20 protein-coding genes are annotated in these 19947 nt (G+C 52.3%); 12 read left to right on the forward strand and 8 right to left on the reverse strand.

All coding sequences use genetic code 11. The annotated features are described in order from the left end of the window. The first annotated feature begins 58 nt into the window (after positions 1 to 58). Complete coding sequence (locus tag ABJI30_RS07530; protein ID WP_348016569.1) at positions 59 to 1639, forward strand: aromatic ring-hydroxylating dioxygenase subunit alpha; 1581 nt, start codon at positions 59 to 61, stop codon at positions 1637 to 1639. A gap of 4 nt (positions 1640 to 1643) precedes the next feature. Next, positions 1644 to 2051 carry a PaaI family thioesterase gene (locus ABJI30_RS07535; protein WP_348016570.1) on the forward strand — a complete coding sequence of 136 codons (408 nt, stop codon included), beginning with the start codon at positions 1644 to 1646 and terminating at the stop codon, positions 2049 to 2051. A gap of 6 nt (positions 2052 to 2057) precedes the next feature. On the opposite strand, the gene ABJI30_RS07540 is transcribed toward ABJI30_RS07535, so the two are convergent. The 6 genes from ABJI30_RS07540 to ABJI30_RS07565 form a co-directional block, all read right to left on the reverse strand. Beyond that, positions 2058 to 2870 carry a LuxR C-terminal-related transcriptional regulator gene (locus ABJI30_RS07540; protein WP_348016571.1) on the reverse strand — a complete coding sequence of 271 codons (813 nt, stop codon included), beginning with the start codon at positions 2868 to 2870 and terminating at the stop codon, positions 2058 to 2060. A gap of 125 nt (positions 2871 to 2995) precedes the next feature. Then, on the reverse strand, positions 2996 to 3229 hold the full coding sequence (locus tag ABJI30_RS07545; protein ID WP_348016572.1) for a biotin/lipoyl-containing protein: 234 nt from the start codon (positions 3227 to 3229) through the stop codon (positions 2996 to 2998). Positions 3230 to 3231: 2 nt separating this feature from the next. Beyond that, positions 3232 to 4224: an alpha-ketoacid dehydrogenase subunit beta gene (locus tag ABJI30_RS07550; RefSeq protein WP_348016573.1), complete on the reverse strand. Its 993-nt coding sequence runs from the start codon at positions 4222 to 4224 to the stop codon at positions 3232 to 3234. Then, positions 4221 to 5204 carry a thiamine pyrophosphate-dependent dehydrogenase E1 component subunit alpha gene (locus ABJI30_RS07555; protein WP_348016574.1) on the reverse strand — a complete coding sequence of 328 codons (984 nt, stop codon included), beginning with the start codon at positions 5202 to 5204 and terminating at the stop codon, positions 4221 to 4223. The genes ABJI30_RS07550 and ABJI30_RS07555 overlap by 4 nt, the downstream gene beginning before the upstream one ends. A gap of 177 nt (positions 5205 to 5381) precedes the next feature. Further along, positions 5382 to 6143, reverse strand: a complete 762-nt coding sequence (locus ABJI30_RS07560) for an N-acyl homoserine lactonase family protein (protein WP_348016575.1) — start codon at positions 6141 to 6143, stop codon at positions 5382 to 5384. Between the two features lie 31 nt (positions 6144 to 6174). Beyond that, positions 6175 to 7137 carry a kelch repeat-containing protein gene (locus ABJI30_RS07565; RefSeq protein WP_348016576.1) on the reverse strand — a complete coding sequence of 321 codons (963 nt, stop codon included), beginning with the start codon at positions 7135 to 7137 and terminating at the stop codon, positions 6175 to 6177. A 119-nt stretch (positions 7138 to 7256) separates the two neighbouring features. Between ABJI30_RS07565 and ABJI30_RS07570 the strand changes: the two genes are divergently transcribed. The 3 genes from ABJI30_RS07570 to ABJI30_RS07580 all read left to right on the forward strand — a co-directional run bounded on the left by ABJI30_RS07570 (position 7257) and on the right by ABJI30_RS07580 (position 10727). Beyond that, complete coding sequence (locus ABJI30_RS07570) at positions 7257 to 8258, forward strand: NADP-dependent oxidoreductase (protein ID WP_348016577.1); 1002 nt, start codon at positions 7257 to 7259, stop codon at positions 8256 to 8258. A 98-nt stretch (positions 8259 to 8356) separates the two neighbouring features. After that, a complete protein-coding gene (locus ABJI30_RS07575; RefSeq protein ID WP_348016578.1) occupies positions 8357 to 9565 on the forward strand; it encodes an acyl-CoA dehydrogenase family protein in 1209 nt (402 codons plus the stop codon). 22 nt (positions 9566 to 9587) lie between these two features. Then, entirely contained in the window at positions 9588 to 10727 is a 1140-nt protein-coding gene (locus ABJI30_RS07580; protein ID WP_348016579.1) for an acyl-CoA dehydrogenase, read from the forward strand. Between the two features lie 13 nt (positions 10728 to 10740). Here ABJI30_RS07580 and ABJI30_RS07585 read toward each other — a convergent pair whose 3' ends face one another. Continuing rightward, the gene (locus ABJI30_RS07585) at positions 10741 to 11121 is read right to left on the reverse strand and encodes a nuclear transport factor 2 family protein (RefSeq protein WP_348016580.1); all 381 of its coding nucleotides are present in this window, start codon (positions 11119 to 11121) and stop codon (positions 10741 to 10743) included. An 89-nt stretch (positions 11122 to 11210) separates the two neighbouring features. Between ABJI30_RS07585 and ABJI30_RS07590 the strand changes: the two genes are divergently transcribed. From ABJI30_RS07590 to ABJI30_RS07615, 6 genes are all read left to right on the forward strand, one after another. Beyond that, complete coding sequence (locus ABJI30_RS07590; RefSeq protein WP_348016581.1) at positions 11211 to 11981, forward strand: SDR family oxidoreductase; 771 nt, start codon at positions 11211 to 11213, stop codon at positions 11979 to 11981. A gap of 79 nt (positions 11982 to 12060) precedes the next feature. Continuing rightward, positions 12061 to 12465, forward strand: coding sequence for an OB-fold domain-containing protein (locus ABJI30_RS07595; RefSeq protein ID WP_348016582.1), 405 nt, complete (start codon positions 12061 to 12063; stop codon positions 12463 to 12465). Positions 12466 to 12485: 20 nt separating this feature from the next. After that, positions 12486 to 13634, forward strand: coding sequence for a thiolase family protein (locus ABJI30_RS07600; protein WP_348016672.1), 1149 nt, complete (start codon positions 12486 to 12488; stop codon positions 13632 to 13634). 114 nt (positions 13635 to 13748) lie between these two features. Further along, complete coding sequence (locus ABJI30_RS07605) at positions 13749 to 14912, forward strand: acyl-CoA dehydrogenase family protein (RefSeq protein WP_348025422.1); 1164 nt, start codon at positions 13749 to 13751, stop codon at positions 14910 to 14912. A 14-nt stretch (positions 14913 to 14926) separates the two neighbouring features. Then, positions 14927 to 15949, forward strand: coding sequence for an NADP-dependent oxidoreductase (locus ABJI30_RS07610; RefSeq protein ID WP_348016583.1), 1023 nt, complete (start codon positions 14927 to 14929; stop codon positions 15947 to 15949). Between the two features lie 16 nt (positions 15950 to 15965). Further along, complete coding sequence (locus tag ABJI30_RS07615) at positions 15966 to 16358, forward strand: limonene-1,2-epoxide hydrolase family protein (RefSeq protein ID WP_348016584.1); 393 nt, start codon at positions 15966 to 15968, stop codon at positions 16356 to 16358. Here ABJI30_RS07615 and ABJI30_RS07620 read toward each other — a convergent pair whose 3' ends face one another. Further along, positions 16359 to 17123: an SDR family oxidoreductase gene (locus ABJI30_RS07620; protein WP_348016585.1), complete on the reverse strand. Its 765-nt coding sequence runs from the start codon at positions 17121 to 17123 to the stop codon at positions 16359 to 16361. Positions 17124 to 17449: 326 nt separating this feature from the next. On the opposite strand from ABJI30_RS07620, the gene ABJI30_RS07625 reads away from it, so the two are divergent. After that, entirely contained in the window at positions 17450 to 19894 is a 2445-nt protein-coding gene (locus ABJI30_RS07625) for a TonB-dependent receptor (protein WP_348016586.1), read from the forward strand. The last annotated feature ends 53 nt before the right edge of the window (positions 19895 to 19947 follow it).

Here is a 19947-nt window from a genome sequence, read left to right on the forward strand (position 1 = left end):
ATCGTCAAGTCTTGCTCTATTTTGCGTGGCTACAGGAAAAAGTTTTCAGGAGAGACTAATGGTTGAGACGCTGACAGGCCATAATCGGTCAAACGGTATTTCATATAACGAAATTCTGGAAGGCGACACCGTTCCGCCTCCAGCGGTCTATCTTGAAGATTCTCCAATGGAGCCGGGTCTCACTACCGTCGAGGTGTCGCGCTACTGGTCTAAGGAAGAGCATGACCGGGAAGTAGAGAAACTGTGGAAGCGTGTTTGGCAAATGGCTTGTCACAAGGATGATATCCCCAATGTTGGCGACACGCATGTCTATGATATTGCAGGACTGTCCTTCCTCATCGTTCATGCTGCTGAGGGAGAGTACAAGGCTTATCCAAATGCCTGCCTGCATCGCGGTCGATCTCTGTGCGATGCGCATAAAAAGGGACTGAAAGCGATACGCTGCCCGTTTCATGGCTGGTCTTGGGAACTGGATGGAAAACTGAAGGAAGTACCTTGCCAATGGGATTTTCCGACTGTCAGCGAAGAAACGCATAGTTTGACCGAGGTGAAAATCGGTCAATGGGGCGGACTTATCTTCATTAATCCGGACCCGGATTGCGAACCGCTGGAAGATTTCCTGGGCGATATCGATCGGCATTTCCGTATTCCTTTTGAGCGCCGCTACAAGGCTGCGCATCTGGTGAAGCGTCTTCCCTGTAACTGGAAGGTCGCGCAGGAAGCCTTTATGGAAAGCTATCATGTTGTGGGCACTCATCCCGTTTTGATGCCTACATTCTCAGATGCGAACAGCAAATATGACGTGTGGCACAACATGTCGCGCGCCATGTCAGCATCCGGCCCGCCGAGCCCGCATACTTCTCTGACAAACCCGGATCCGACAGCATTCCCGGATGGCAAACTGTTCAAGAGCTTTCACCATCCGATCAACAATCATGTTTATCGGCGCCTGGAGGAAAATCGCGTCGAAGTAGAATTCCCAAATGGGAAAAAAGGCGTGTTCGATATGGAAGCCAACTATATTGAAGGCGATGTCAAAAATGCCGATACACATATGTGCAACTGGGTGGGCGGCAAGATTGCGCCCGAAGAAGAAGAAATGGACGCCCCGTTTCCGCCAGGCACTCCGCGCGAATACCGCGATGCGATTGCCAACGCGCGGCGTGAAGACATGCGCGAAACGTGGGGGGATGAAGTTGAAGGCTTCAGCGATGCCGACCTGTGCGACTCAATTTTCTACAGCGTTTTCCCCAACATCAGCCCATGGGCTGACCACAATGCCATATTCTATCGGTTTCGGCCCGATGGCGACAACCCGGAACAATCTCTGCATGAAGTGATGTACTTGCTTCCCCTGCCTGAAGGTGCCGAACGACCGGAACCCGCTGAGTGCACATTTCTGGATCTACATGACGATTATACCGAAGCACCGAATTTTGGGAGCTATCTGCTCAAAATCTTCAATCAGGACTATCTCAATCATCGGGCCGTGCAAAAAGGGGTGCACAGTCATCCCCATGGTGAAACGATGTTTGCCAGCTATCAGGAAAGCAAGATCCGGCATTTTCACGAAACGCTGAATCTTTGGCTCGATAGTGACGAAGCGCCGAAAAGTCCGAAGTTGCAAGCTGCGGAATAGGATCTTGACTGACCTTCCCGAGGGTTTCGTCCCTGCGAAATTCTCGACCGGTTTTCTGGATGTTGCCGGCCCCTATTTTACGCGGAAAGAAGCTGACCATATTGCGGTGGGCATCCGCATTGGCAACGGGCATATAAATGGCATTGAAGTCGCGCATGGAGGGGTGTTGACGACGCTGGCCGATGTCGCCCTGAGCTATCAGTTGTTTGTCAGCGAGAAACCACGGCTGCCGATCGCCACCGTCAATCTCAACACTAATTTTTTGATCGGAGCGAAACTCGGGGAGTGGGTGGTCGCCCATGCCTATATTGATCGCAAAGGTTCAAAGACAGCTTATTGTCACGGCAGGATTGTCGCAGGAGAGCGGTTGCTGATGACGATGACAGGGGTATTTGCACTACTGCGCAAATGAACGACTTCAGTCCGTTGCGCCGAGATACCCGAGCTGCCCAGCCTTGAAAATTGTCTGCCCGCGATTGACGCTGTTCAATTTTTGACCTGCGCGGTTCACATGATAACGGATGGTCGCGTGGCTGAGCGACAGGATCATGCTGATCTCCTTGTCGGTCTTCCCGATTGCGGCCCAGTGCAGGCATTCTGCTTCGCGCTTCGACAAAACGCAGTTGGTTGGCATCCGGTGTTTTTCGCGCATCGCCAGAACATAGCCGGTCACAAACCGGCGTGTGACAATGGCGAGAAAATCGGAGTAGAGCCGATATTCTTCGCTCAGATCCGTAACGGTTTTGTCCACCGGAATGAAACTGACTGCACCGATTTGACCAAAGGGAAGATGTGCCGGAATCAATATGCCGCATTTGGCACCCGACTGGTTTTCATAAAAATCACCCAGATCAATCTCGTCGAGATATTCATTGGGCCAGTGGCCGTGGAAACCTTCGGCATTGCACCACATCGGTTCGCTTTCATAGCGACATGCCCGGGGCAAGGGAGAGCTGAGAGCCAACCTGGTATCTTCCCACCAGCGCTCGCCTTCTGCAACCCATCCGAACACATCCTTGTTGAGCAGCTCGCCATCGGCATCTACCAGATGAGCTTTGGATGAAATGTCTGCACTAACTGCAATGCGAAATCCATAGGTCTGGGCAATCTCGTGAATTGCTTCAGCAGCGCCGCGAATCTCTGCGGCTTTTGTTATTGTCACGCTGTCGAGGTTTTTCCGAAAACGCTCTCGCCCCGGGCGTGGAATGTCTTCTACAAAATTGTCGGCCATGCGGCGCTTGTCCTTGCGAAAGTCGTTGAGACTGATCGCGACTTGTTACGTTGTTTGGTTTTACAGTCAACCAAACATTACTAACGATAGTGTTAGTCTGTCAACAACACCCAAGGCGTAACTGATTATTCTATGATTCCAATGAGTTCGCCTACCGGATATTCTTCGCCTGTTTCGCTGATGACAATCTTCAGTTTGCCGGTAGCGGGGCTTTCCACTTCCTGGGTCGCCTTGTCGTTTTCCAGAGCGTAAATGTCCTGTCCTTCGGTTACATCCGAACCATCAGGCACCAGCCACTCTGCCAGCGTTCCGACTTCCATGCTGAAGCCCAATTTTGGTATGCGTATCTCTGTCGCCATGATTATCCCAGTATCTTCCGAATTTCGCGTTCAATATCATCTTCGCTGAACATCCATGCTTTTTCGATCGCAGGAGAGAAAGGCACTGGTGCGTAACCAGAACCAACCCGGCCAACAGGTGCCCTTAGTTCAGAGAAAAGTTCTTCGTGGATGCGTGACGAGACTTCGGCGCCGGTCCCAAAATTCTTGACGGCTTCATGGACAACCACCGCCGCTTTGGTTTTTCCAACGCTTTGCAGAACGGTTTCCTCGTCAAACGGAGCGATTGTGCGCAGATCAACCACTTCACAGGAAATACCTTCTTCCGATAGCTTTTCGGCCACGGCATGGCATGCTCCAACGCCACGGCTATAAGTGATCAGGCTGATGTCCGTGCCTTCGCGCGGAACCGATGCTTTACCCAGCGGTACAACATGATCGGGCGCGGGCGCAGGGCCCTTGGTAAAATAGGTTGGCGTATTCTCGATGAAGATCACCGGATTGGGGTCCATGATAGACGAATAGAGCAGACCATACGCATCTGCCGGGTTCGACGCGGCCACAACTTTGAGTCCGGGGACATGCGCCAGCCAAGCTTCCAGCATGTCGCTATGCTGCCCACCCAGTCCTGTACCTGCACCGGTCGTTGTGCGTATGGTCAAGGGTACGCTGGTTTGTCCGCCGGACATGAACCGCAGCTTCGCAGCGTGATTGACAATCTGATCCATCGCGACGGTGATGAAGTTCATCAGCATGATTTCCGCAACCGGCTTGTAGCCAACCAGAGCAGACCCGACAGCGGCGCCAACAATGGCTTGTTCGGAAATCGGTGTCGAACGTACGCGATCCGTACCAAATTGTGCAGACAGACCCGCGGTTACTTTAAAAACACCACCGCCTTGATCATCGGCAATATCTTCACCCATGAGAATTACCTTCGGGTCATCCTTCATGGCTTTGGCCATCGCCATGTTACAGGCTTGGGCGAACATGATTTCTGCAGGTTTGTCGCTCATGCTGCAATCTCCACATCCAGAACATCGATTCGATATTCATCTCCGGGGGGATAAGGTGCATCCAGTGCAAATTGAGCGGCTTCGTCAATAATTGCTGCGTTTTTCGCTTCGATCGCAGCGATGTCGGATTCACTGATCTGCATGTCCAGCAGTTGCTGGCGCAGGATAGGCATCGGATCATCCTCGAGCGCCTGTTTCATCTCCGCTTCTGGAATATAGTGGCCCGTATCTCCTAGCAAATGGCCATGAAAACGGAAGGTCATTGCTTCAATCAATGTCGGCCCATTGCCGGCGCGCGCATATTCAACCGCTTCCTTGGCGGCGGCATACATTTCGCTCGCATCATTGCCGTTTACTTTCACGGAACGCATGCCCAGGCCATCGCCGCGTTGCTTGATCGAGTCCGAACTTGTGGCAAAAGCCATCGGCGTATGTTCGGAATAGAGATTGTTCTGGCAAAGGAATATCACAGGAAGTTTCCAGACCTGCGCCATGTTGAGACCTTCGTGAAATGCGCCGATATTCGAAGCACCATCGCCGAAGCAACAGACGGTCACTTTCCCGTCCTTTTCGAGCTGGCTCGCCAGCCCCAGGCCATTGGCAATCGGAATGCCGGATCCGACAATTCCAGTCGTAACCATTACGCCAGTTTCGGGATGGGTAATATGCATGGGGCCGCCTTTGCCCTTGCAGGTGCCCGCCATCTTGCCCGCAAATTCTGCCCACAAATCCTTGGACGGAATGCCTTTGGCCAACTGATCGTGAAGACCGCGATAAATCGTGACCAGATAATCTTCCTGATTGACCGCAGCCATCATGGCAGCTGACACCACTTCCTGACCACGCACGGGATAATAGACGATTTGCAGTTGCCCGGCTCCAATCATTTTGCGGAATTTGATATCCGACTGCATGATAAGGTCTGCGCGGGTAAAAATGTCAATCAGGACGTCTTTGTCTGCCATTTCTGTGTTGGCCAAGGCCTTGCTCCTCTTTGTGAATCAGCCTTTCAATCAGGCGATTTGATTGCATTCTTCATAGCGCAGGAAGGCGCTCTCGCCACTATTGTTAGTGGCAGTCGGTCGGCTCTTGGTCCTGCAAATCAAGGTTCCCGAGACTGACTATCCAGCAGCTGGGGAACGATATGGAATGAACGCCTATATTGTTGTCAGGTCGAGATTTTCCGATTGGGGAACCGAGGCCCAAAAATCCGGGTCATGACCATAGAATATCTGTGCTCCGGCGCGCCGAAGCTGCGACAGTTTTTCCAGCGAGCCACGATACTGATCCATGTTGTAGCAGTGATCGGGCAGGTGCATCTCGTCCAGCGAACGTCGCATATTACAACAATCTGCAGCCAGAACTGCCTCGCCGGTTGCTGTTTGCACCCGCATGGATTGGTGACCGGGAGTGTGACCTGCAGTTGGAAAGATGATGAGACTCCCGTCACCGAACAGATCGTGTTCGCCGTTGATGCGGTTCAATGGCTGACCGAGGTCGAAATCAACCTTGTCATAGGCTGTATCCTCCCCGCTGAATCCAAAATCCCATTCTGCAGCCTGGACAATGATCGTTGCATTGGGAAGAAGATGATTGCCGCCAGCATGATCAATATGAAGATGAGAGTTTACAACATAGTCGATTTTGGCGGGGTCCACACCGATTTCTTCAAGACGATCCGCAACGCAACCGCCTTCAGGCATGTCAACAATCTTGCCGAGCCCTTTTTCCATACCGACAAAACGATCGCTGAACCCTGTGTCGAACAATACCAGTCCCTTCGGGTGATCAATCAGAAACACGCAGGCGGGCACTTTGGCCTTGCCGGATTCCCCATCCAGAAAGAAGCTCATCGGCAAAGTGATATGTCCACAGGTGAACGCATAAAGCAGAACGCCTTTCTGATCACTGGTTCTCATCTATTATGTCCTTTTGGTATTTGGGATAACGCTATTTCAGCTCGACCAACTGCGCGTCGCCGGTAACGGAGTATATTGTTTCCATTCCTGGCCGTGCTCCGCCGCCAACAACAGTTACGCCGCCTGATCCGCCGGTGTTAGCGAACGCGAATCCATGCCGTGGTCGCTTCAACGGGGTTCCAACAGTCCATTTATTTGTGATGAGATCCAGAATGTCATGGTTCGACAGGACCATGCCTTCACGCAATGATTCTCCGCCAAATATGTGCAGTCGGTTCTGATGAACTACAGCTCCGTGACCGCCGCGACCGATCGGCATATCCGGCAGTCGTTCCCAGATATTCTCCATGAGATCATAGACTTCAATCCTCGTGATTTCAGTACCCAGCGCGGCACTGCGACCGCCAGTGACATATAATTGATTGCCCGCAACCGCTATGGCGTGAGAATGACGCGCCGTTGGCATTGGTTCCATCGCGCTCCAGCTGTCCTTGGAAATGTCGTAGCGCCACAACGTGTTGAGATCCTGTCCGTCATTCTGTCCGCCCACGATATAAAGCGATCCATCGAAATGGAGCATCGCATGTTGGCCTATCGGATGTGGCAGTTTGCTGATCTCGAACCAGTCTTGTGTTCTCGTGTCAAAGCGAAAGAGTCCGGCCTCGAGATCCGCTTGAAATGGTAATGCAACATAGCCGCCTGATGCATAAACATGATCATCATCTGCCGCCATTGCGACATGATGCAGCGGTCGAGGAAGATGGCCGCAACTGGCCCAGTCCCGTGTGGTGAGATCTAGCACTTCGCAGCTATCCAGTACGCGAAACAGACCGATACCGCCAGCGACGTAGAGCTTGTCATCCAGAGATGTCGCATGTATTTCAGACCGTGTTTCGCGCATCCCGTCATTCCAGCCCATAGCCATGCGCAACAAGGTTAGCCCGCTCGCCACAATCAGAATGAACAGGGCTGTGGCCAGAAAAAATTTTCTCATAGATGCTTTATGCCACAAGTCGATGCAATTTCCAGCCCTTGGGAAGCTATCAAAGCTGGCAGTTATCTCTTCAGGCGACTGTGATCTATCAACGCACAAAATCAAAACTGGAGATTATGATGACTGATAACAGGCAATGGTTGATCAACGGGCGTCCCAAGGGACGGGGACTAGTGGATGATGATTTTAAGAAAGTTGTCACGCCGGTGCCGGATTGTGCTGAAGGTCATGTGCTTGTGAAGAATGAAATTCTGGGGTTTGATCCGGCTCAGAAGGGCTGGATGGAAAATATTGGCGGATATGTTGCGCCTACGGAAATCGGCGAAGTCATGCGCGGAAGCGGTATTGGGACGGTTGTCGAGTCGCGCCATTCCGACTTTGCGGCGGGCGACAAGGTCATGGGGATGCTGCGCTGGCAGGATTATGCTCATGTGCCTGGAAGCGAGCTTAACTCTATCCCTGATGATGACTTGCTGGCCGCTAATCTTGGCGCACTGGGCACGACCGGAATGACGGCCTATTTTGGTTTGCTCAAACACGGACGCCCGCAGCCGGGTGATACCGTTGTTGTTTCAGGTGCTGCGGGAGCCACCGGGTCAATGGTTGGTCAGATCGCAAAAATTGCCGGTTGCCGGACGATCGGCATCGCAGGCGGAGAAGAAAAGTGCAAATGGCTGACGGAAGATGTCGGTTATGACGTCGCAATTGACTACAAGAATGAAGATGTCCGTGCGGGATTGAAGGAACATTGCAATCAATCGATCAATGTCTTTTATGATAATGTTGGCGGCAAAATTCTAAACGATGCGCTGGCTCATATCGCGATGCACGCCCGCGTTGCGATTTGTGGCGGAATCTCGCGATACGAAAAAGGTGATATGCCCGCGGGACCCGAGAATTATTTCAATCTGATCTTCAAGCGCGCCAGCATGTCTGGTTTCATTGTCCTGGACTATATGAGCGAATATCCGGAAGCGCAGAAGCGAATGCGACAATGGATCAAGGAAGGGAAAATTACCTTCAAAGAGGATATTCAGGAAGGATTCGATAATATTCCATCGACCCTCAAGCGACTGTTCGCCGGACAGAATTTCGGAAAGCAGATGCTTCGGTTGGACTGATCGTTGGGGGGGGTGACTATCCTTTTGTGCTAACTATTTGCGCAGTGCCAGCCCGGCATGCTCTGCAATATGACAATGGGGTTACAGGAAAGCGGTATATGACGGATCTGGATGAATTTCGCAGCGAGACAAGGGCCTGGCTGGCAGAAAACTGCCCTGAAGAAATGCGGGATGGCGACATCACCGCCGAGAATCAGTGCTGGGGTGGCCGCCAGTGGGAATTCCAGTCCGATGCGCAAAAGATCTGGTTCGAGCGGGCAATGGCCAAAGGCTACACCGTTCCAACCTGGCCCAAAGAATATGGCGGCGCTGGCCTCTCGGCTGACGAGGCCAAGATATTTCAGGAAGAACGGGAACGGATCAACGCACGCAAGCCGTTGAGCAATTTTGGCATTTCGATGCTCGGACCTGCTTTGCTTGCCTATGGAACCCATGAGCAAAAATTGATGCATCTTGGCGGTATCGCGCGCGGTGAAATTCGTTGGTGCCAGGGATATTCGGAACCGGGTGCGGGCTCTGATCTGGCGTCCCTCAAATCAAAATGTGAAGACATCGGGGACCACTGGCTGATCAATGGCCAGAAAATCTGGACATCCAACGCTGACATTTCTGACTGGATATTTTGTCTGGTTCGTACCGACTTTGATGCGCCGAAACACAAAGGTATTACTTTCATACTTATCGATATGGCCAGCGAGGGGATCACGGTTAAACCGATTATATTGATCTCTGGTCATTCTCCCTTCTGCGAGACATTTTTTGACGATGTCAAAGTTCCGAAGCAATATGGCGACGGAAATTTATCGGTTGTTGGTGAAGTTAACCAGGGTTGGGACGTTGCAAAGAATTTGCTTGTTCATGAACGCGGAATGCTGGGCACAATGTCGCCATTGCGCGGTACGACGGGACCCGAAAGCCTTGGCGGATATGCGGCTGATCAGCTCGGACTGGATGAAGCCGGACGACTTGCCGATCCCGCTCTTCGACAGCGGATTTCACAAGCCGAGATTGATGACTGGGCCTATAACCTGACGGTTGAACGGATGAATGACGAGGCGAATGCGGGTAATGGTCTGGGAGCCAAATCGTCGATGCTTAAATACGCAGCTTCAGAACTGACCAAAAAAGGCACGGAGCTGCGCATGGATATTGGCGGGACGGTCGCCGCCAAAATTGGCGAAGACGGAATTGAATATGGCAGTCTGGCCAATACCTGGCTGTACAACCGGGCTTATTCGATTTTGGGCGGTACAACCGAAGTACAGTTGAATATTATTTCCAAACGCGTTCTGGAACTACCGAGCTAGGCGGACGGGCAGGGGAACTGAAATGGCACTGATACTCACCGAAGAACAGGAAATGCTGCAAGATTCAGCTGCAGGTTTTCTGGCGGAAAATGCGCCTGTGTCTTCATTCCGCATGGTCAGGGACAACAAACCGGAAGATGGTTTCTGTCGCAAGCTCTGGAATCAGATGGCCGAAATGGGCTGGGCAGGAATCATTGTTGAAGAGGAATTCGGTGGCAGTGAGTTCGGCTATGTCGGCGCCGGCGTTCTTGCAGAACAAATGGGAAAAAACCTTACGGCTTCACCATTTTTTTCCACAGCTGTGCTCGGTGCCACCGCGATTCAGCGATATGGAACCGCGGAACAGAAAGCTCAGTATCTTGGCGCAATTAGCGACGGCAGCAAAATATTTGCATTGGCTGTAGACGAGGGACCTCATCACAATCCAAATCAGATTGCGTTTACTGCGGAGGCTTCGGGCAACGGCTACGTGCTGTCTGGCGCGAAGTCATTTGTTGCCGATGGCCATGTTGCTGACAAAATGATTATTGCTGCACGCACATCAGGAGAAACGAACGACGAAAACGGCATCACACTCTTTCTTGTCGATGCCGATGCTCCCGAAATCTCACGCCAGAAAACACCGATGATCGACAGCAGAAATGCCGCTGATATTGTAGTGGATGGACTTGAGGTCACGGGTGACGACATTATTGGAAAACTGGATGGCGGTTTCACGGCTCTGGAAGGGATATTGTCAGCCGGTCGAGCGGTATTGGCAGCAGAAATGTCTGGCTCGTCTCAACAGGCATTCGAAGCAACGACCGAATATTTGAAGGAGCGAGAACAGTTCGGGAAGAAAATCGGATCGTTCCAGGGCTTGCAGCATCGCGCTGCGCATCTGGCAACCGAAATCGAGATGATGAAATCTGCTGTGCTGAAATCATTGCAGTTGCTGGACGATGATTTTGAAAGCGCTGGCCCGACCTGTGCAATGGCCAAGGCGAAGACCGGCATGACTGCGCAATTGACTACCAAAGAAGCCATTCAGATGCATGGCGGGATCGGTGTGACCGATGAATATGATATTGGTCTCTATTTCAAGCGTGTGCATCTCGCGCAGCAGATGTTTGGCGATGCCGGTTTTCATGCGGACCGATTGGCCAAGCGGTCCGGCTATTGATTGCCAGATATGGTCAGTCCTCGCGCTGGCTCATATTTGTTGGGCCGAAATGAGCTGTCATTTTCTCCACTTTCCCATCTTCGTTAAACTCGAAAATGTCGATGACTTCGACAATGGTGACGGACCCCGCCGGAGATTTGATTTCAGCTCGGAATGGAAAGGCTGCGGTCCGGCTGCTGACTCCGATCGCACCTGTCAATTCCACACTCGCACCGCCGGCAAATGCGTTGGTATAGAATTCCAGAATATCTGCTCCGCGCTTTGGTTCCGTGCCCGCAGGATCTTCGACGGCGGCATTATCCGCATAGAGTGCCATAACGGCTTGCATGTCGCCTGCGTTAATGGCGGCCAGATAAGCGTGGACCGTCTCGGTGATTTGTGCGGACGAAAGCATGAGTAATCTCCATCAAAGTGCCCATCCAAACTAGAGCCAAGCTATGGTAAAACGCGTCTGACAGAATTGATAGGACAGGGAGAAGAACAGTGACAGATCGATTGAAAGGCAAAACCGCGATCGTAACCGGCGGCGCATCGGGAATTGGCGCTGCAATTGTGAAACGGTTTGCCGAAGAAGGGGCCCATGTTTTTTCGACCGATGTCCAGACTGACCTGGGCGAAAACGTGGCTGCCGAAGCGGGCGCCATTTTTGTCGAGCAGGATGTTGCAAATCCCGATGATTGGGCAAAAGTCACGAAGCAGGTCCAATCAGATACCGGCCGGCTCGATATCCTCGTCAACAATGCCGGGATCGTCATCGGCCGGTCCATCGAAGATGTTGATCTGGATAGTTGGCACCGATTGCTGGAGATCAATTTGACCGGTGTGATGTTGGGTTGTCAGAATGCCATACGGGTGATGAAGACGAATCCCGAAGGCACGACAGCATCCATCATAAATATTGCATCAACTTCTGCTTTTGCTGCGCTGCCAGGTGACGTGACTTATACCGCTTCGAAAAGCGGAGTGCGGATGTTGACGAAATCGATAGCAGTACATTGTGCGCAATCCGGTCTGGATATTCGCTGCAACAACATTGTTCCAGGCGCCACCCATACAGCGATCATAGACGAAGCGGCAAAAGTGGTGCCAGGCATGATCGACATGGCTGCGGCGATGTCGCCGATGAACAAGATCGGGCAAGGCGCGGACATCGCCGGGGCTGCGGTCTATCTCGGCAGCGATGATGCTGCGTTCGTTACCGGCAGTGATTTGCTGGTTGATGGCGGGATGCTGGCGGTTCATCCTGGTTATTGAGCTCACTGCCTAGCCGTTTTGGCAGTTATTGCCTGCCGGGCTTTCGCCTATCAATCTGCTCGAAAAAGGGAGAGTCAAAATGGCCGCGCAACCGATTGCGGAGAACTTGTTCACAGAAGACATGAGCGCCTTGATCGGCGCGCGTAACAAAGAGACCGGACAGATATTCTTTCCTCTGCCGTTGACGGCTTCTGATCATATTGAACCGATTGCACTGGCGACCCGCGGAACAGTCTGGACCTATACCGTGCAGAGATTCCCGCCCAAAACGCCCTATGCCGGGCCGACTGATATTGAAACATTCAAACCTTATGTCGTGGCCTATGTTGAGTTACCGGGCCAGACGATGGTTGAATCGCGATTGACCGGGCTCACTCCCGAAGAGGTAGAAATTGGCATGGAAGTCGAATTGACGGCAATTCCGCTCGATCCCGATGCGCCACCAGCAGAACAAAGACTTATTCACGCATTCAAGCCCGTTTAAAACGGCGACTCAGGAGATAGATCATGTCAGATATTTATATTGTGGGTGCAGGAATTCATCCTTTTGGCCGCACCGAAGGTCGCGACGGTATGGATCAGGGGGTCTTTGCCGTGAAGCAAGCTCTGTCCGATACCGGGATCGAATGGAAGGATGTGGAGTTTGCCTTTGGCGGTTCCGCCGCCTCCGGAGCTGCTGACACAATGGTTTCAAAACTCGGATTGACCGGCATTCAATTCATCAACGTTTCCAATGGCTGTGCCACTGGCGGATCGGCTCTGAATGCGGCAGCCAGCGCAATCAAATCGGCAGAATATGAACTGGGCATGGCGGTCGGCTTCGACAAGCATCCGCGCGGCGCGTTCAATGCTGATCCTGCGGCCTATGGTTTGCCAAACTGGTATGGTGAGGCCGGTTACATGCTGACTACTCAATTCTTTGGGGCCAAGATCATGCGCTATCTGCATGAAAACAATTTGAGTGTGGAAACACTTGGCCGGGTTGCGGAAAAAGCGTTCCGCAATGGTGCAAAAACTGATCACGCATGGCGGCGGAGCGAGGTGGATCTGGAAACGATCATGAACGCACCGATGATTTCTGATCCACTCAACAAATATATGTTCTGTTCGCCCGCCGAAGGTGCCGTTGCCTTGATTCTTGCCAGCGAGAAAAAGGCGAAAGAACTAGGCGGACCGATGATCAAGTTGAAAACCTCGGTCATGCGCACACGGCCTCCGGGATCATTTGAAGTCTTTGCCGCATCCATTGATGTGGAACGCGGCGGAACAGCTACTGAACTAGCAGCGAAGGCGGCTTTTGAACAAGCAGGCATGGGACCGGAAGATATTGATGTTGCGCAGTTGCAGGATACCGAAGCCGGAGCAGAAATCATGCATATGGCCGAGAACGGCTTTTGCGCGCATGGCGATCAGGAACAGTGGCTTCTCGAAGGACGCAGCGAGATTAATGGAGAGCTGCCGGTCAATACTGATGGTGGTTGTCTGGCCTGCGGCGAACCGATAGGCGCATCGGGACTGCGCCAGGTTTACGAAAATGTCGTCCAGCTGCGCGGTACCGCTGGCGAACGGCAAGTGCCAGGAGACCCGAAAACTGCTTACACGCAGGTTTATGGTGCTCCGGGAGTTTCCGCTGTCACAATATTGCAGCGATAAGTTATCACATTCGTCATCCTGAACTTGTTTCAGGATCTCCTTCGGGGCTATCGATCTCCGCTGGAGATGCTGAAACAGATTCAGCATGATGATCAATTGATCAGGATGATTGTATTGACCAACGAAATCAGTACCGAAGCTCGCGAAATAGCAGAAAAAGTTGAAACATTTGTCCGAGACAAGATTTTTGCGTTTGAAAAAGATCCGCGCTGTGAAGATCACGGTCCAACCGATGAGCTGGTTCAGGAAATGCGGGTTTTGGCGAAAGAAGCGGGAGTGCTGACGCCGCATATCCGCGACGATGGCAGCCACTTGACTCATTTGGAAACAGCGCTGGTGTTGCGGAAATCAGGATTGTCACCGCTCGGACCGTTGGCGGTGAACACCTTTGCCCCGGACGAAGGCAATATGTATCTGCTCGGTAAATGTGCTTCGCCGGAACAGCGGGAACATTTTCTGAAACCCCTCGTCGAAGGCGTCGCGCGTTCAGCGTTTTTCATGACAGAGCCGGCCAGTGAAAATGGTGCAGGCTCCGATCCGATGATGATGCAAACCACGGCGAAGCCGGACGGCAATCACTGGGTAATCAACGGTCGGAAAACATTCATAACCGGAGCCAAAGGTGCCAAGGTCGGGATTGTAATGGCGAAATCGGATGACGGCGCCTGCATGTTCCTTGTCGATCTTCCTGATCCGGCGATCAAGATCGAGCGTGTGCTGGATACAATCGACAGTTCGATGCCTGGCAGCCATTCGGTGGTGAATATCGATAATCTCCGCGTTCCCGCCGACCAGATGCTGGGTGAAAGCGGTGAAGGATTCAAATATGCACAGGTTCGTCTGGCTCCCGCACGCTTGACTCATTGCATGCGCTGGCTGGGATGCTGTGATCGTGCGCAGGAGATTGCGACTGACTATGCCTGTCGCCGACAGGCTTTTGGCAAGCCATTGGTCGACCATGAGGGCGTTGGCTTCATGCTGGCCGAGAATCAGATTGATCTGAAACAGGCCGAATTGATGATCGACTGGTGCGCGCGGGTGCTCGACACTGGTGATATTGGTACGACGGAAAGCTCGATGGCCAAGGTAGCGGTGTCGGAAGCGTTATTCCGGATCGCCGACAAGTGCGTGCAAGTCATGGGCGGCACGGGCCTTAGCCATGACACTGTTGTCGAGCAGGTGTTCCGCGAAGTCCGCGCCTTTCGTGTGTATGACGGTCCGACCGAAGTCCACAAATGGTCGCTGGCCAAAAAAATCAAGAAATCCAATCCCATTTAAGCAAAGGTAGAAACATGACCAAAAACCGCAAATTCACGCTAGTGAGTCGTCCGGATGGAGAGCCAAAGCCCAGCGATTTTGCTTTGGTCGAAGAAGATTTGCCGGAATTGGAAGACGGCTCATTCCTGGTCCGTAATCACTATATATCTCTTGACCCTGCACAACGTGGCTGGATGAGCGATGCGGAAAGCTACATGCCTCCGATTGCATTGGGGGCCGCTGTCACGGCAAGTGCAGTAGGCCGGGTTCATGCTTCAAAAAACCCGGATTTCCAGGAAGGACAGTGGGTTGTCGGTTTGGCTGCGATGGAGGAGTATTCTGTCGTGCAGGCGGGAGGTTTTACTGCGCCGGTTGATGCTTCTCTTGTTCCGTCACCCACCAATTTTCTTTCCGTGCTGGGCGCGGTCGGAATGACCGCCTATTTCGGCATGATCGACGATGGTCAACCAAAGGAAGGCGACACGTTGCTGGTTACCGGAGCCGCAGGAGCGGTTGGTGCTCTGGTCGGCCAGATCGGCAAGATTAAAGGTTGCCGGGTCGTGGGCATCGCTGGCGGCGCCGAAAAATGCGCACGGTTGATCAATGATTATGGCTTTGATGCCGCGATTGATTACCGCGGCAAAAGCCAGCGGGATCTTGAAAAGGAAATTGCTGCAGCTGCTCCTGACGGTGTGGATATTATCTGGGAAAATGTTGGCGGTGAAATTCTCGACGCCGGGATTACCGCCATTAACGAACATGGCCGGGTCGTGCTCTGCGGACTGATCAGCGAGTATAACAGTCCGAAACCGGTCGGCATTCGCAATCTGTGGTATCTGATCTCGCGCCAGGCGACGATCAAAGGTTTTCTTGTGCGCGACTATCCGCCGCGTTTCCCTGAAGGGATTGCTCAGATGGGGCAGTGGCTGGCCGAAGGAAAAATCAAGCATGATGAAGACATCGACAAGGGAATCGAGAATTCGTACGCGGCCTTCATGAAGCTGTTTTCCGGCGGCAATCAAGGCAAGATGATCCTCGACGTATCGCCGGAAGAATAGAATAGGGAAACTGGACATGGCCGACAGCAAGCAACTTGTGCTCGATTTTATCGAAGCCTGGAACCGTCTGGATTATGACGCAATCTATGCAGCAATGGCGGACGATATCTTCTATCACAATATCCCGATGGAACCTTGTGAAGGGATTGACGCCGTTCGGGGGTTTTTCGAAGGATCCGGGATGGGATCAGACGGAGCCGAATGGATTGTTCACCATATTGCGGCGAATGGCGACACAGTGCTAACCGAACGGACAGACAAGTTCCGTATCAACGGGCAATGGATCGCCATAAGGGTGATGGGCACATTTGAACTAGAAAATGGCAAGATCGTCAAATGGCGAGACTATTTCGATCTGGCGGAATTCCAGAACCAGATGGCCTCAGTAATGGGAGCCGGTAGCTCCTGATTACATTTGCGGCTGATGCAAAGTTCCGTTTTCCACCGGATATTCACCCGCTGTCATAAACCGCGATTCATCGCTCGCCAGATACACACACAAATTGGCGACATCCTTGGGATGGCCCAGGCCGCCCAGCGGGATCATGCCCGTTTCCGGTGTCGCATCACCCTCGGCTCCAACTGCTTCCTGACGGACCATCGGAGTGTCAATACCGGACGGATGCAGACTGTTGCATCGAATCGGATAATTTTGTTCCTTGCAGTGGAGAGCAACCGACTTGGTCATCGAGCGCACGCCGCCTTTTGCAGCAGCATATGACAGGAACGGCGAATAGCCTTGCAGGGCTGCCATCGAACTCATGTTGATGATTGAGCAGGGTTCACTTTGAGTTTTCATTGACCGAACCGCTTCCCGACAGCCCAGAAACACGCCTTCCAGCATCACGGCATTGGTATGTCGAAACTGCTCCAATGTGCAGTCTTCAATATTTGCTGGAATGACCAATCCGGCATTGTTCACAAGGACATGCGGCGTGCCAAATCTATCTGCCGTGGCAGCAAAAATATCCTGCCAGCCCTGCTCGCTTGCGACGTCCTGTTTTATGGCAGTTGCATTTTCGCCGATGGCCGCGGCTACCATTTGTGCATTTTCTTCGTTGATATCGGTGACGACTACTTTTGCACCCAGTTCAGCATAGGTCTCGCTGATCGCCTTGCCCAGGCCGGATCCGCCGCCGGTTACAATCGCGATCTTGTTATCCAGTCTTCCCATAACTTCTCCTTGCCGGCCCGCCGGGGCTTGTTTTTCATTCGGTAGAAAACCGGAATAGAGCCAAATGGAGGAAAAGCACAATATCGCGGGCTGCTATTAGAATGAACAGGGGGTGTTGTTTCAAGCCAGCAAGAATTGCCAGATTTCCGAGCTTCAATGAACATTTGTTGCGAGAATATCACAGTTTTGCACATTTGCTATCAATTTGGCTAGCTGAGCAGTGCCGAACACCGGCTTAAGATGAGCTCATAATAGCGCGGAAAAACCGCCAATTACATTAGTTATGTTCTGGTATTTTCTTATGCCGGTGCAATTTGGGAGAGAGCATGATGACACAATCGCAACACCACAAATCCATCTTCACGACAAAAGCAGCCAGACGGTTCTTGATGGGCTCTGCGGCCACTCTGGCGTTTGCCGGTGTTTCTGCTCCGGCAATGGCGCAAAATGAAGCGGCTGACGATGAAGACACAAACGTCATTACTGTGATTGCCCGAAAACAGACGGAATCCCTTCAGGAAGTCCCGGTCACGGTCACGGCCATTGGCGGCGAAACACTGGATAAATTTCAGGTCAACGAAATTGCAGACGTTACGAGCCGGGTCCCGGCTCTGAACGTGCAAGTTGGTGGTTCCGGTTCAGGCGGACAGATTAGTCTTCGCGGCGTCGGTTCCTCTAACATTTCGGCTTCTTTTGACTCTGCCGTTGCATTTGATTTCGACGGTGTTCAGGTCAGCACCATGCGGATTGTTCAGGCTGGCTTTTTTGACGTCGAACAGATTGATGTTCTTAAAGGTCCTCAATCGCTGTTCTTCGGTAAAAGCGCTTCGGCAGGTGTGTTCGCTGTAAGGTCGGCCAACCCTACACCCGATTGGGAAATTGGTGGCAAGGCATCCTACGAATTTGAAGAAAAAGGCTATACCGTTGGCGGTTATATTTCCGGCCCGATCAGTGATGCTTTGGGCATTCGCGTTGCGGCCCAATATCAGGATATCGAGGATTATGTTGATCTTGCCCCCGGTACACCGGCATTCAACCCTGATGGTTCAGTCAGGACGTCTCGGGGTCTGAAGAACTTTGTCGGACGGGTGACATTCCAATGGGACCCGTTTGACAATTTCAACGCCAATCTGAAACTGAATTACGTTCGTAATGAAAATGATGGTGCGATCGCCCATTCAGATATTAATTGTGGACCAAATGGTGTTGCTGACTCGGTATTTTTGCTGGGCGGCGGTGTTAACATTCCATCAAATGCCGATTGTAACGATAGTGATGGCCTTTACCACCATGCAGACGGTGCCGCGGCCTTGGTTGGCCAAGTGCCTGCCGGTTCCGCTGGCGAAGGACGATTTGAAAACGGCCAGCCATTTGGTGAGACCGATATTTTCTTCGGACGACTGAAATGGGATCTGGATGTATCCGATACTCTGACATTGTCGTCGGTTTCCGGCTATCTCAACATGGAGGCGGTTGACACGGACTGTTATGCCTATGTCGGGATTCTTGGACCGGGTGTACCGGGCAATGCTGGTTGTAGTGACCCGCGCAATGCCGTTGAGCAATTTACGCAGGAATTGCGGATCGCCAGCGATATGGACGGCATTTTCAATTTCATGGTCGGTGCATTTTATGAAAGCCGCGAAATTGATTTCGATACGTCGCAACTCGGCGTCAACATCGGTTTTGTCGGTCCGGACCCGGTCACCGGCAATACCTATGACTGGTTCAAGAAGCACAATACCAAGACAGAAGCGATTTCGTTTTTCGGTAGTGTCACCCTGGATCTGACCGATCAGCTCGAACTTTCCGGTGGTCTACGCTGGACAGATGAAAAGAAAGTGAACACGATTTCGGTGCCTTATGTTCATGCATTTCTGGCGGCTGGACCGGCGTTCATCAATAGTGGCTTCTTCTCCGGACCGATCCGGTTCAGCGACAGCAACTTTTCGCCAGAAGCGACGATCAAATATCAGGCGACGGATGATGTGAATATTTATGCCTCATTCAAGACCGGGTTTAAATCAGGCGGCATTGATAACAGCGCTTTGCCATCCAGCTCGCTCAGCGCTGCGGCTGCTTCCGGTGACTTCGGTGCCCTGATCTTCCAGTCTGAAACCGGTCTCGGCGGTGAAGTCGGTGTGAAATCGCAGTTTGCTGATCGAACAGTGACACTAAATGCTTCGGTATTCTACTACGTGTTCGATGATCTTCAGGTGCAAAATTTTGATGCCACGACCATCCAGTTCCAGACATTCAATGCCAGTCAGCTAACCAGTCAGGGCATCGATGTGGAATGGGCATGGCGGACCCCGGTTGAGGGTCTGAATCTTTCTGGTTCTATGGCCTATACCGATGCCGAGTTTACGGCTCCGTTTGTGACTACGTCGGGTGAGGATATCAACGGCCGCGCAGCCGCTCGGGCTCCCAAGTTCGCAGCAAACGCCGCATTTGACTGGTCCATGCCGGTTGGTGATGCGATTGAATTCGGATTAAATGGTAACCTGCAATATAGCGGTTCTTACTTCACCAACGAAGATTCTCTGACCGACCTTCGTCAGGACAGCTATGTTTCGATCGACGGTTCGATTTCGGTTGGTGATCCTGACGGAAAATGGAAACTGTCACTGGTTGGTGTTAACCTGACAGATGAAATCTGGATCAATACCAGCGGCGGTCGTCCGTTCCTTGAGCCTGGTGTTGGCGACGACCTGGTCGTCACCCAAAACCGTGGACGTCAGGTCTTCGTGGAAGCGTCCTTCAAGTTCTGATCAACTCCCGTTGATCAATAGAAGGCCGGTCAGCTGGGGGGCTGCACCGGCCT

The sequence above is a fragment of the Parasphingorhabdus sp. genome, assembly GCF_039968395.1.
Classification (GTDB): Bacteria; Pseudomonadota; Alphaproteobacteria; order Sphingomonadales; family Sphingomonadaceae; genus Parasphingorhabdus.

Excerpts from the sequence above, each read along its gene's own strand:
- ABJI30_RS07615 (WP_348016584.1), top strand. The coding sequence starts at position 15,966 with ATGGCCGACAGCAAGCAACTTGTGCTCGATTTTATCGAAGCCTGGAAC.
- ABJI30_RS07575 (WP_348016578.1), top strand. The coding sequence starts at position 8,357 with ATGACGGATCTGGATGAATTTCGCAGCGAGACAAGGGCCTGGCTGGCA.
- ABJI30_RS07565 (WP_348016576.1), bottom strand. The coding sequence starts at position 7,137 with ATGAGAAAATTTTTTCTGGCCACAGCCCTGTTCATTCTGATTGTGGCG.
- ABJI30_RS07545 (WP_348016572.1), bottom strand. The coding sequence starts at position 3,229 with ATGGCGACAGAGATACGCATACCAAAATTGGGCTTCAGCATGGAAGTC.
- ABJI30_RS07620 (WP_348016585.1), bottom strand. The coding sequence starts at position 17,123 with ATGGGAAGACTGGATAACAAGATCGCGATTGTAACCGGCGGCGGATCC.
- ABJI30_RS07560 (WP_348016575.1), bottom strand. The coding sequence starts at position 6,143 with ATGAGAACCAGTGATCAGAAAGGCGTTCTGCTTTATGCGTTCACCTGT.
- ABJI30_RS07610 (WP_348016583.1), top strand. The coding sequence starts at position 14,927 with ATGACCAAAAACCGCAAATTCACGCTAGTGAGTCGTCCGGATGGAGAG.
- ABJI30_RS07570 (WP_348016577.1), top strand. The coding sequence starts at position 7,257 with ATGACTGATAACAGGCAATGGTTGATCAACGGGCGTCCCAAGGGACGG.
- ABJI30_RS07625 (WP_348016586.1), top strand. The coding sequence starts at position 17,450 with ATGATGACACAATCGCAACACCACAAATCCATCTTCACGACAAAAGCA.
- ABJI30_RS07585 (WP_348016580.1), bottom strand. The coding sequence starts at position 11,121 with ATGCTTTCGTCCGCACAAATCACCGAGACGGTCCACGCTTATCTGGCC.
- ABJI30_RS07530 (WP_348016569.1), top strand. The coding sequence starts at position 59 with ATGGTTGAGACGCTGACAGGCCATAATCGGTCAAACGGTATTTCATAT.
- ABJI30_RS07540 (WP_348016571.1), bottom strand. The coding sequence starts at position 2,870 with ATGGCCGACAATTTTGTAGAAGACATTCCACGCCCGGGGCGAGAGCGT.
- ABJI30_RS07595 (WP_348016582.1), top strand. The coding sequence starts at position 12,061 with ATGGCCGCGCAACCGATTGCGGAGAACTTGTTCACAGAAGACATGAGC.
- ABJI30_RS07550 (WP_348016573.1), bottom strand. The coding sequence starts at position 4,224 with ATGAGCGACAAACCTGCAGAAATCATGTTCGCCCAAGCCTGTAACATG.
- ABJI30_RS07580 (WP_348016579.1), top strand. The coding sequence starts at position 9,588 with ATGGCACTGATACTCACCGAAGAACAGGAAATGCTGCAAGATTCAGCT.